We start from the raw sequence: 11,237 nt of genomic DNA on the forward strand, positions 1-11,237 counted from the left end.
TATCTGAGTATAGTATGTAAGTTCGTAACAGAATGAAAGGAGCGATTCAAATGAGCAATTTGGAAAATTATATGAAACAGCAAGCAGTTTTTTGTGAACAAAATGATAGCATTAGTAAGAATCTGTATTCAGAGTATGGTGTAAAAAGAGGCTTACGAGATGAAAAAGGCCAAGGTGTGTTGACGGGGCTTACAAATATTTCTGATATAAAAGCTTTTGAATATCGTGATGGAGTAAAGAGTCCATGTGATGGCGAGTTATCTTATCGTGGTTATAATATAAAAGATTTAGTAACAGGAAGTAAAGGAAAAAGGTTTGTCTTTGAAGAAGGAGCATATCTTCTTTTATTCGGAGAATTGCCAACTGATACACAGTTAATGGAATTTCAGGGAAGACTATCTGATTGTATGGAACTACCGACTAACTTTACCAGAGATGTCATTATGAAAGCACCTACATCAGATATTATGGGTTCTATGACTCGAAGTATTCTTACATTGGGCTCTTACGATAAGGAAAAAGAAAGTCTTGAAATTCCGAATGTGCTAAGGCAGAGTATGCAGTTGATCGCAGCATTTCCTATGTTAGCAGTATATGCATACCATGCTTATTGTCATTATGAAAAAAACGAAAGTATGTATATTCATAGACCTGAAAAAGATTTATCTATTGCTGAAAATTTCCTGCGCCTATTAAGACCAGATACAAAATTCACAGAACTGGAAGCAAGAGTACTGGATATAGCATTATTGTTACATATGGAACATGGTGGTGGTAACAATTCTACATTCACTACACGGGTAGTAACATCTTCAGGTTCAGATACTTATTCTGTTATTTCAGCAGCAATGTCATCCTTAAAAGGAAAAAAACATGGCGGTGCAAATCTGATGGTAATGAATATGATGGATGATATTAAAAGTCATGTGAAAGATTATGAAGACGAAGAGGAAATTGCATCATATCTGAGTAAGATTTTGAAGAAAGAGGCGTTTGATCAGAAAGGACTTATTTATGGAATGGGACATGCTGTATATTCTATTTCAGATCCGAGAGAAAGGGTGTTCAAAGGCTTTGTAGAACAACTCGCAAGGGATAAAGGACGTGAGAAAGATATGACCCTTTATAACAATATTGAGAAGATTGCACCTAAGTTGATTGCAAAGCAGCGTCAGATATTCAAAGGAGTAAGTCCTAATATAGATTTCTATAGTGGTTTTGTGTATGACATGTTGAATATTCCAAGAGAATTGTACACGCCATTATTTGCGATAGCAAGAATTGCTGGTTGGAGTGCACATCGCCTGGAAGAATTGATAACTACAGATAAGATCATTCGCCCGGCATATAAGAGTCTAGTCAGCAAAAAAGAATATATAGAAAGAGAGGAACGATAATATGGGAGCAGGAACCAGTGCAGAGGAGTTTTTTTTAAAGAGCATCAATGTTGAAAGTATATTTGAATTTGTCGAAAGAACAGATTATTTGTTTCTTTATAGTATAAAGGAATGTGTTGAAAAATCAGACTGTCATGAAGGAGTATATCTTTCAGAAGTGGCAGAATACATGAAATTATCGATTCCAGAAACATCTAAGATGGTAAAAAGTCTTGAAAATAAAGGATATATTATCTGGAAATTAGATGAAAAAAAAGAAAGAACATACCTTGTTTTGACGAACAAGGCAATTGAATTAAGTAATTGTCAGAAAGAAAAAATGATAGAAGCTTATGAAAAAATCATATCGAATATACAAGAAGATGACCTGGCAGTTACACGGTGTACATTGAGAAAAATCCGACAGCTTATGGAAGAAATAAAATAGTGATTAATACAACGGAGTAAGAAAAGCTCCTTCATATATTAGAATAAAAATATGACTGTTTCTTTAAAAAGAAGCCGGTCATATTTTTTTATGAAAAATAAATTTTGTTGAGGTTAAATTGAGATTGACTTTGTATTGTATAAGTATGAAATAAAAAGGAATCAGGTGATGTACAATGAAAAAGCATAAAATATGTAAAATCCTTCTTGTTATACTGGCAATTTTTTTATGTGTGGCTTTTTATGAATTGCTCGGAATCTGCGTTGCATATAAAAAGCAGCCGGAAGTGTCCAATACAACCAAAAAAGAAACAAAAAATGGGTCATGGAACGAATGCAGTGAAAATACAGAACGGGCAGTAATCATAGAAAAGAATCCAGAAGCGCTTTTACAAAGAGTGCGTTTGATCAAGAATGCAAAAAAGGAAATTATTCTTTCTACTTTTGCATTTCAATCCGATGAAAGTGGAAAATTGATTTTAGGAGCACTGCATGATGCGGCAGACAGAGGTGTACATATTCGTCTGTTAGTAGATGGAATGGAGAGCTGGATTGATATGGAAGGAAATCCGTATTTCTATGGATTATCTTCCCATGAGAATGTTGAAATTAAACTGTATAATAAGGCCAATCCGTTGAAACCGTGGAAAATGATGGGTAGAATGCATGATAAATATTTGATTGCAGATGGAAAGAGATATATTCTTGGGGGAAGAAATACATACAATTATTTCCTGGGTGATTTTCCGGGACATAAAAACTATGACAGAGACGTGTTAGTGGTTTGCGATGAACCTGAGAAAGAAAATTCAGTTAACCAGTTGTCAGAGTATTTTGAAACCATATGGAATCAGGAAGACAGTGGTTATTTTCATAACAATAAAAAACTGGCAAATAGAAAATCTGTAAAGAACGCAGTTTTAGAGCTGCAGAACAGCTATCAGAAATATTTTGAAGAGAATAAGGAAAGAATCTGCGAGACCGATTATACGGACGAAACTTTTGAGACAGAAAAGATTACATTAGTGTCAAATCCTATTCACACAGGTTCCAAAGAACCAGTAGTGTGGTATCAGTTGGGAGAATTGATGAAAAATGCAAAAAATCGTGTGAAGATCCACACGCCATATATTATCTGTAATGATATGATGTATAATACATGGGAGGAGATTGCAGAGAACGTTTCAGATTTTTCTATCATGACAAATTCAGTTGCGAATAATGGGAATCCATTTGGTGCTGCCGATTATGCGAAAAACAGAAATAGAATCTTAAGTACAGGAATTAATATCTGGGAATATGAAGGCGGTTATTCATACCACGGAAAAAGTATTCTGATTGACGATGATCTGTCTGTAATCGGTTCCTTTAATATGGACATGAGAAGTGCATATCTGGATACGGAACTGATGCTTGTAATTCGCAGTAAAGATATTAATAAACAGTTGGAAGAGGGCATGATGGAATATGAAAGAGTGTCCCGCCAGGTATTGGAAGATGGAACCTATCGTGATCCATATCATGTAGAGCCAATCGAATTAACAAAGAAACGTCAGAGAAAAATATTTTTGGTACAGCATCTGCTTGGATGGGCAAGGTATCTGTTTTAATAAGGAGGAAGGAAAACGTGTTTCAAATATTGATTGTAGAAGATGATAAAGAATTAAGCCAGCTATTCCAAAAAGTGCTTGAGAAGAATGGATATCAAGTCAAAAGTGCATCGGATGGAGCACAGGCATTAGAAGTATTGGATAAGGAATATATTGATCTGATCATTTCTGATATTATGATGCCGGTTATGGATGGTTATGAACTGGTGTCGGAACTCCGTTCAGCAGGATATCAGATACCGGTACTTATGATCACTGCGAAAGGTTCCTTTGATGATATGCGCCAGGGATTTCTTTCGGGAAGTGACGATTATATGGTAAAACCGGTAAATGTGAATGAAATGGTTTTAAGAGTCGGAGCACTGCTTCGCCGTGCACAGATACTGAATGAACACAAAATTGTGATCGGTTCAACAGAGTTTGATTATGATGCAATGACGGTTACAACTGATAAGGAAAGTCTTGTTTTGCCTAAAAAAGAATTCCTGCTTTTATATAAGCTTGCAGCTTCGCCAGGCAGAACATTTACAAAACAACAGTTGATGGATGAAGTATGGGGATACGAGACGGAGGCAGACCCACATACGATAGAGGTACATATAGGAAGAATCAGGGAGCGTTTGAAAGATAACCCGGATTTTGAAATCGTAACAATGCGTGGAATTGGATACAAGGTGGTGAAAAAATAATGGAACAAAAGAAAGAAAAAGGATTGCGGATCCGATCCTGTCTGACTGGTGCAATCTGGCTGGCACTTGTATTTTCAACAGTCATATCTGCGTTATTATTTGCTTTTTTGAATCATTTTTTTAATCTGCCGGGCAGCATACCTGTGCTTGGCTGGCTTTTGATTTTCAATACATTGATTGCAGGGCTGATCACTTCCTTTATCAATGCAAAGTTACTGGAACCAATTACCAGACTTAGTAAAGCAATGAAGGAAGTTTCTCAGGGAGATTTTGAACAGCATTTGGAAACGAACAGCCGTATAGCAGAAGTTGGAGAATCTTATCAAAGTTTTAACGTTATGACAAAAGAACTTCGTGCAACAGAGGTGCTGCAGATGGATTTTGTATCTAATGTTTCTCATGAGTTTAAGACCCCGATTAATGCCATTGAAGGGTATACAATGCTGCTTCAGGGAGAAGAACTGTCTCCGGATCAAGAGGAATATGTAGAAAAAATCTTATTTAACACCCAAAGACTTTCCGGATTGGTTGGTAATATTTTGCTGTTATCCAAGTTAGAGAATCAGAATATACCAATGAAAAAAACAGAATATCGTCTGGATGAACAGATCCGCCAGGCATTTCTTTCATTGGAAACAAAATGGACAGAAAAAGAAATTGGTTTTCAGGTAGAATTGGAGGAAGTTAAATATACTGGGAATGAAGGACTTTTTATGCATATCTGGATAAATCTTTTGGATAATGCGATTAAGTTCAGCCCTTCAAAGGGGACAATTACGATGTTTCTGAAACAAGAACAGGATTCTGTTAAGTTCATTCTGGAAGATGAAGGACCAGGAATAGAGGATGATGTAAAATCCAGAATATTTGACAAGTTCTATCAGGTAGATGGATCTCATAAAGCAGAAGGAAATGGCCTAGGTCTTGCACTTGTAAAACGGATTGTAGATAGTGCCGGAGGAACAATCAAAGCAGAAAACCGTGAATATGGTGGATGCAGATTTGTTATAGAGCTGCCAAAGCAGAAAGATGAGATTATATAGTTTTAAGATAAATTAGAAGATGGGAGGATTTATATGACATTTTATCAGGAGTTGCAGTTAAATCAGGCAGGTTCTAAAAACCTGTTGAAAAAGAGTGAAACAGTGAAAGAAAAATTATATCATATGTGGGTATATCTGGTGAAGATAGCTGTTACAATGGCATTTTGTTTTTTCTTTGTTAGTATTTTCAGCATCCTATTTGGAAATGAGAACAGCATTGTAGGTGTAGTAGTCTTATTATGTCTCATGGTGTTTAGAAATGCGGATCTGGGGATCCACACCGGACAATCTACGATGCTTTTGGCTTTGTTCTTTGTAATTATGACTGCATGTCCGCATTTAGCAAATCAGTTTTCACCGGTATTGGGAATGCTGTTAAATATTGCGGCACTGGCTGTGTTGATTCTGTTCGGATGCCATAATCCATTCATGTTTAATCAATCTACATTGGTTCTTGGGTATCTGCTGCTATATGGTTATGATGTTACGGGAAAAAGCTATCAGATGCGATTAGTCGGAATGGCTTTAGGTGCAGCACTTACCTGCTTCGTATTTTATCGAAATCATAAAAACAGAACTTATAAAAGAAATCTGAAAGATCTGATACAAGAATTTGATATCACTTCTTCCAGAACAAAATGGCAGATATGTCAGATTTTATGCGTACCGATTGTCCTTTGCATTGCAGAACTTTGTAATATGCCACGTGCAATGTGGGCTGGTATTGCGGCCATGTCCGCGATTTTGCCGTTTATGGAAGATATGCACTACAGAGTCCGTAAAAGGATTGTCGGAAATATTGCAGGTGTTATATGTTTTACAGTATTATATTTTCTGCTTCCTTCGTCAATCTATGCATATATAGGAATTCTTGGTGGAATCGGTGTAGGATTTTCAGCACAATATGGCTGGCAGGCAGTATTTAACACATTTGGTGCTTTAGCCATTGCTGCAGAGACTTATGGACTACAAGGAGCGGTTAGTCTTAGAGTGATTCAAAATGTTTTTGGTGTTGTGTTTGCTTTAGCATTTTGTGTTATATTTTATTGGTTTATGTCTAAAAAAAAGGAAAGTGAGGTGACCGTACATGCAGAGGGAAGTGAATCAGGAAGAAAATTTGAATAGAATTATTACGGTTCCTAATCTTCTTTCTTTTTTTCGGCTTTGTCTGATTCCGGTAATTATATGGAGTTATTGTGTAAAGAAAAATCCTCTGTTAGCTGGTGAAATCTTATTGCTGTCTGGTCTTACGGATCTTGCTGATGGATATATCGCAAGAAGATTCCATAGGATTAGTAATTTAGGAAAAATACTTGATCCGGTGGCTGATAAGCTGACACAGGCAGCGATGTTAATCTGTCTGTTTACTCGTTTTCCGCATGTGCTTCTTTTAATCGTAATAATGGCAGGTAAGGAGCTGTATATGGTAGTCAGTGGATGTCTTGTGATACGAAAGACAGGAAAAGTACATGGTGCAGACTGGCATGGAAAGATAGTAACCTTTTTATTATATGGAACTGCAGCGGTGCATATTATATGGTTCCACATTACACCGATGGTATCAGATCTGTTGATTGGTTTGTGCGCTATAATGATGGTCATATCGGTCGCTCTGTATATTATCCAGAATACCAGGACTCTTAAGGAAGAGACTGTATAAGCAATTTTATATTGCAATGACTAGAAAAATATTTAGGAGAAGATAGATATAAACAGTAAGTCAAACACACAAACTATGAAGTCTTTAGTCAGTTTAATAAAATTTTAGATAGAAAATAAATCATTATAAAAAGATCCTGTTCATACTATGATATATAGAACAGGATCTTTATTTACTTTATTTCGCCAGGAAATTGCTCTGAATCTCCATCGGCATATGATAAGCCTGGCCTCGTTTTGTCAGGCTGTATAATTTAAAGCTCATTAGTTCCGGAGTCGCATTCAATGAACTGCAGAGTCCGAAATAATCCAGGTCCTCGTTCTGAACCATCAGCCTTTTAAAATTAGCCAACTACTTTTCCAAAAGTTTTTAAGATGGATCCGGAAGTGACTTGGATAGGGGCATATTTTTTATTTAGAGAAATAAGCTGAATACCGGAATCGGATTGATGATATTTCTTTACATAAGCATCACCATCAAGGAAGAAGACACCGATTTCTCCTTCTTCAAGTGTTTCTTGTTTATGAATCCAGATGATCTGTCCATCCAGATAGAGAGGCTCCATGCTGTCACCACATACCCGGACACCGAAGTCAGCACTGGAAGATACTTCATCACCAACTTCAATTTCGGAAAAACGGTCGGAATCAAGGAATTGTCCTGTTCCAGCTGAAACCGGGAGATCATAGAGACTGAGAGTTCTTCGTGGAAATTGATAAATGATTGGTTCTTCTCGAATGTATTCCCCACTTTTCATTAATAGGTTCATGTAGTCAAGAACTTTGGCTTGTCCTTCGTCATTTAATTTGGAGAAAAGTTTCTCATCCGTTCCAATCTGGAATGTTCTATTTATATCGGAAATCTCAAGAATCTCACAGAGGGCAAAAAATTGTAAAACATTTGGCAGGTTTACATTTTTTTCCCATTTACTGATAGAATGAGCTTTTACATCTAAGCCTCTTTCACACAGAAGAGCTGCCAGTTGTGGTTGAGACAGTTTTCGGTCTTTTCTTTTATTAGCAATAATGGATCCAAAATCTTTCTTTATCATCATACACCTCCATATGCAGGTATTTATTCCATATATATACTATAACCCATAACAGATAAAAAATCAACAATAATAGCGTTAAAATCCATAAAAACGACATATCTGCTACTTTACAAAGATTTAAAAGCGATATATAATGCCTATATAGAAAAGAACACACGTTCTAAAAAAGGAAAGGTGAAAATGTGGAAAGAACAATATTGCACAGCGATGCCAATTGTTTTTATGCTAGTGTGGAAATGCTTTATCATCCAGAATATGTTGGTAAGCCATTAGCTGTAGGAGGAGATTCTGAAGCGAGGCATGGAATTGTATTGACGGCGAATTATATTGCGAAGAGAAGCGGCGTTAAGACTGGCATGGCATTGTGGCAGGCAAAGCAGGTTTGCCCGGATTTGATATTTGTGCCTCCGAGGATGGATTTATATTTGAAATTTTCCTCAATGTTGCGAGAAATATATTCGGAATATACGAATCAAGTTGAACCGTATGGATGTGATGAAGCTTGGCTTGATGTAACTGATAGTTTTTCACTGAAAGGTGACGGAAGAAAAATTGCAGAAGAAATTAACAGAAGGGTAAAGAAAGAACTGGGTATTACGGTAAGCATTGGAATTTCCTGGAATAAAATTTTTGCAAAACTTGGAAGCGATTATAAAAAGCCTGATGGAATTACAGAATTTAATCGGACGAATTATCGTGAACTAATCTGGAAACTTCCGGTATCAGATCTTCTATATGTAGGAAGATCAACGAATAGAACTTTACAGAAATATGGTATTCGCACAATCGGAGAACTGGCAAGAACAGATCCAAGTTTTCTGGAACGGCAGCTTGGGAAAATGGGACTTGTCATTTATTCATTTGCGAATGGCTGGGATGATTCACCAGTTTCAGTAGAAGGATATCAGGCACCGATAAAGTCTATTGGCAACAGTACAACGACACCCAGAGATCTGGAAAATGATCAGGATGTACAGATTATTCTGATGGCATTGGCAGAAAGTGTCGCAGCCAGACTGCGGAAACATGGTTTTAAATGTAATGTAGTGTCAATTTCGATTCGTGATAATGGGTTATTTCATTTCTCCAGGCAAAGAAAGCTGCAGGATCTGACCGACATTACAGATGAGATAATGAGTGCAGCATACCAGCTTTTTAGAGAGAACTATCATTGGCCTCGTCCAATCAGAAGTCTTGGAATCCGTGCAGATGATCTGGTTATGGGGCAGGTTCCGGTGCAGTTAGATTTATTTATGAATGAGCAGCGCCGGGAAAAACAGGAGAAGTTAGACAGGGCAGTAGATGATATCAGGCGACGGTTTGGATATCACAGTGTCCAGAGAGCATTTATGTATCAGGATAAAATATTATCCAGCCTGGATGCACAGGGATCCCACACCGTTCATCCAGTTGGATATTTCAATGGGAGGTAAGTGCTTTGAATGATAACAAAGTTTATGTAGAAGTCATTGTAAAATTCAGCACAGAAGGCGCAATGATGCCAATAGAATTTATTTGGGAAGATGGAACTAAATATTTAATTGATAAAGTAAAATCGAAAGAACGTTGTGCCAGCCGGAAAGCGGGTGGTACAGGAATTATGTATACTGTAATGGTAGATGGTAAGGAATGCCATTTATATTATGAATTTGATAAATGGTTTATGGAGCGCAAGAGTGCGTAAAGATTTAAGAAAGAAAATGGGATCTGCGGAAGAGCTGACCTTTCCCTTTTGCTCTTTTCAGATTGACATATAAGGGCATTACATCTATGTTCATGAAACAATATGCCCACTATATTGTCCATGCAGATGTGGCTCTGCTCAAGAATAATTCTTATTGAGCTTCCGTCAAAATCACAGGGATGGGAGTGTAGAACGTCAGAGAAAGACGATTCAATACGAAAAAAGGAGATTTTGATAATGACAGAGAGAGATTATGCGATTAGATCGTTTAAGGAAATTACATTAAATGCAGCACAACATACAGAAGAGAGAATGGATCTGTACTATGAAAAGATTAAAGCACTGATGAACAATTATCAGGATTTGATTTTGGAAAATCAGATGGTTTTGGATGAATTAGAGCAAGAGTGTCAGGAAAAGATCAATGAGAATATGGCCTATGCCCTTCAGTATATGGATGCCTATGATTACCGCATGAATTTAGGAAAACTGAAAAAAGAAGTAAACAATATCATTCTAATCTATGGACTTTGTGATATGGTCAACCGGGCAATGACACTGGTAAAATATTTTACGCCGAATTTTGGAACAGAATATTATGATGTGCTTTATGGCTGCTTCTGCAGGCACAGAAAAATGACAGATATGGAAATTATGCTTGAACTGGGGATGAGCCGGGCAAGTTTTTATCGAAAGAAAAAAGCAGCTCTCCGGTATATGGGATATTATTTTTTTGAAATCGTAGTGCCACAGTCTGCAAACAAACGATATAAGCCATCTTTTCCAGAAACGGAAGAGTAGATTTGAAAGAGCCTGATGGAATCTCCCCTTTCCATCAGGCTTATATATAATGGAATACTCCCCTATTCCTCTTATTATTCCGCAGATTCTTCAGCTGCAGTTTCTTTCTTTTTTCTGGATTTGCCAGAAATCATTTTATGACCTGAGTAAATGGCCATAGCCATACAAATCAGTGAACTGAATGCAAAATATTTATGAGCTGATTTCATATCCTTGTAGCCGGTGTAGCAAGTTCCGATCATGGAAACCAGTGCACCGATAGACCAGTATTTATGTGATTTCATTTGAACCTCCTGAGCTTTTTTATATCATACATCTTTTTAAGAAATATGCAAACTGGAATTTATCAGTATCTCTTTTTGCATGTTTTGGGTATCGTTGCTTCATAACTCATATCAAGCAACATTTTGATTTTGTCATCTGATACGCTGCACATCCAGTGCAACAGTAATCCAGCTATCCTTGCTCATGTGATACGCCGGGAAGAAGCCGGGTTCCTCTCGTAGTGTGCCAATCAGAATTGGGTCACATTTGAAATCGACCACTTCCAGCATTTCTTCGCCTTGCAGCCCCAGCTTGTTATTTGGTACATCCATAATCAGAGCAAACCACTTCCGATTATTACAATGCCGGAACACCTCATAATTCGGATATTTGAGCCACGGATAATCTGTCTCGGCGTTATATGTCTGATTCTAATTCTGCGCGTTTCATAACCTCACCTCTACAACTTCTAGCTTTCTGCATGTTACTATATAGTTTTGATTACCTGTTCTTCTGCATTTTGGCCGAGGGATAATCTCTTCGTTGAAAAAATAGCTTGAATGAAAAAGTAAATTCTACATTCTAATATACCTTGATTTTATGCGGGAT

The 11,237-nt window shown here is 37.1% G+C and carries 14 protein-coding genes; 10 read left to right on the plus strand and 4 right to left on the minus strand.

The features are described 5' to 3' along the window. The first annotated feature begins 32 nt into the window (after nt 1–32). The 7 genes from G4417_RS10810 (at nt 33) to G4417_RS10840 (ending at nt 6,825) form a co-directional block, all read left to right on the plus strand. Nucleotides 33–1,397 carry a citrate/2-methylcitrate synthase gene (locus G4417_RS10810; RefSeq protein WP_173683449.1) on the plus strand — a complete coding sequence of 455 codons (1,365 nt, stop codon included), beginning with the start codon at nt 33–35 and terminating at the stop codon, nt 1,395–1,397. A 1-nt stretch (nt 1,398) separates the two neighbouring features. Next, nucleotides 1,399–1,824 carry a MarR family winged helix-turn-helix transcriptional regulator gene (locus G4417_RS10815; RefSeq protein ID WP_006858455.1) on the plus strand — a complete coding sequence of 142 codons (426 nt, stop codon included), beginning with the start codon at nt 1,399–1,401 and terminating at the stop codon, nt 1,822–1,824. Nucleotides 1,825–1,999: 175 nt separating this feature from the next. Next, nucleotides 2,000–3,433, plus strand: coding sequence for a phospholipase D family protein (locus tag G4417_RS10820; protein ID WP_173683450.1), 1,434 nt, complete (start codon nt 2,000–2,002; stop codon nt 3,431–3,433). Continuing rightward, on the plus strand, nt 3,412–4,122 hold the full coding sequence (locus tag G4417_RS10825) for a response regulator transcription factor (protein WP_005347237.1): 711 nt from the start codon (nt 3,412–3,414) through the stop codon (nt 4,120–4,122). Before G4417_RS10820 ends, G4417_RS10825 begins: the two co-directional genes overlap by 22 nt. Further along, nucleotides 4,122–5,165, plus strand: a complete 1,044-nt coding sequence (locus tag G4417_RS10830; protein ID WP_005347239.1) for a HAMP domain-containing sensor histidine kinase — start codon at nt 4,122–4,124, stop codon at nt 5,163–5,165. The genes G4417_RS10825 and G4417_RS10830 overlap by 1 nt, the downstream gene beginning before the upstream one ends. A gap of 33 nt (nt 5,166–5,198) precedes the next feature. Then, nucleotides 5,199–6,290 carry an FUSC family protein gene (locus G4417_RS10835; RefSeq protein ID WP_173683451.1) on the plus strand — a complete coding sequence of 364 codons (1,092 nt, stop codon included), beginning with the start codon at nt 5,199–5,201 and terminating at the stop codon, nt 6,288–6,290. Further along, nucleotides 6,253–6,825, plus strand: a complete 573-nt coding sequence (locus G4417_RS10840; protein ID WP_118254538.1) for a CDP-alcohol phosphatidyltransferase family protein — start codon at nt 6,253–6,255, stop codon at nt 6,823–6,825. The genes G4417_RS10835 and G4417_RS10840 overlap by 38 nt, the downstream gene beginning before the upstream one ends. 177 nt (nt 6,826–7,002) lie before the next feature. Here the strand turns inward: G4417_RS10840 and G4417_RS10845 are convergent, their stop codons facing one another. Both G4417_RS10845 and G4417_RS10850 read right to left on the minus strand, forming a co-directional pair. After that, nucleotides 7,003–7,176, minus strand: coding sequence for a hypothetical protein (locus G4417_RS10845; protein WP_226815871.1), 174 nt, complete (start codon nt 7,174–7,176; stop codon nt 7,003–7,005). Continuing rightward, nucleotides 7,169–7,876 (minus strand): S24 family peptidase, encoded by a 708-nt coding sequence (locus G4417_RS10850; protein WP_158583620.1) that lies wholly within the window; start codon nt 7,874–7,876, stop codon nt 7,169–7,171. The genes G4417_RS10845 and G4417_RS10850 overlap by 8 nt, the downstream gene beginning before the upstream one ends. Nucleotides 7,877–8,061: 185 nt before the next feature. On the opposite strand from G4417_RS10850, the gene dinB reads away from it, so the two are divergent. From dinB to G4417_RS10865, 3 genes are all read left to right on the plus strand, one after another. Continuing rightward, nucleotides 8,062–9,312: a DNA polymerase IV gene (gene dinB / locus G4417_RS10855; RefSeq protein ID WP_173683452.1), complete on the plus strand. Its 1,251-nt coding sequence runs from the start codon at nt 8,062–8,064 to the stop codon at nt 9,310–9,312. 5 nt (nt 9,313–9,317) lie between these two features. Further along, nucleotides 9,318–9,563: a hypothetical protein gene (locus G4417_RS10860; protein ID WP_330386437.1), complete on the plus strand. Its 246-nt coding sequence runs from the start codon at nt 9,318–9,320 to the stop codon at nt 9,561–9,563. A gap of 237 nt (nt 9,564–9,800) precedes the next feature. Continuing rightward, a complete protein-coding gene (locus G4417_RS10865) occupies nt 9,801–10,364 on the plus strand; it encodes a hypothetical protein (protein ID WP_173683453.1) in 564 nt (187 codons plus the stop codon). Between the two features lie 74 nt (nt 10,365–10,438). On the opposite strand, the gene G4417_RS10870 is transcribed toward G4417_RS10865, so the two are convergent. Both G4417_RS10870 and G4417_RS16965 read right to left on the minus strand, forming a co-directional pair. Next, nucleotides 10,439–10,648, minus strand: a complete 210-nt coding sequence (locus tag G4417_RS10870; RefSeq protein WP_118511955.1) for a DUF6219 family protein — start codon at nt 10,646–10,648, stop codon at nt 10,439–10,441. 132 nt (nt 10,649–10,780) lie between these two features. Continuing rightward, entirely contained in the window at nt 10,781–11,002 is a 222-nt protein-coding gene (locus G4417_RS16965; RefSeq protein WP_334296879.1) for an MmcQ/YjbR family DNA-binding protein, read from the minus strand. Between the last annotated feature and the right edge of the window lie 235 nt (nt 11,003–11,237).

Source organism: Blautia wexlerae (genome assembly GCF_013300825.1).
In the GTDB taxonomy this organism is placed as follows: Bacteria; Bacillota; Clostridia; order Lachnospirales; family Lachnospiraceae; genus Blautia_A; species Blautia_A wexlerae_B.

Excerpts from the sequence above, each read along its gene's own strand:
- G4417_RS10820 (WP_173683450.1), top strand. The coding sequence starts at position 2,000 with ATGAAAAAGCATAAAATATGTAAAATCCTTCTTGTTATACTGGCAATT.
- G4417_RS10825 (WP_005347237.1), top strand. The coding sequence starts at position 3,412 with ATGGGCAAGGTATCTGTTTTAATAAGGAGGAAGGAAAACGTGTTTCAA.
- G4417_RS10865 (WP_173683453.1), top strand. The coding sequence starts at position 9,801 with ATGACAGAGAGAGATTATGCGATTAGATCGTTTAAGGAAATTACATTA.
- G4417_RS10815 (WP_006858455.1), top strand. The coding sequence starts at position 1,399 with ATGGGAGCAGGAACCAGTGCAGAGGAGTTTTTTTTAAAGAGCATCAAT.
- G4417_RS10835 (WP_173683451.1), top strand. The coding sequence starts at position 5,199 with ATGACATTTTATCAGGAGTTGCAGTTAAATCAGGCAGGTTCTAAAAAC.
- G4417_RS10870 (WP_118511955.1), bottom strand. The coding sequence starts at position 10,648 with ATGAAATCACATAAATACTGGTCTATCGGTGCACTGGTTTCCATGATC.
- G4417_RS10830 (WP_005347239.1), top strand. The coding sequence starts at position 4,122 with ATGGAACAAAAGAAAGAAAAAGGATTGCGGATCCGATCCTGTCTGACT.
- G4417_RS10810 (WP_173683449.1), top strand. The coding sequence starts at position 33 with ATGAAAGGAGCGATTCAAATGAGCAATTTGGAAAATTATATGAAACAG.
- G4417_RS10850 (WP_158583620.1), bottom strand. The coding sequence starts at position 7,876 with ATGATAAAGAAAGATTTTGGATCCATTATTGCTAATAAAAGAAAAGAC.
- G4417_RS10840 (WP_118254538.1), top strand. The coding sequence starts at position 6,253 with ATGCAGAGGGAAGTGAATCAGGAAGAAAATTTGAATAGAATTATTACG.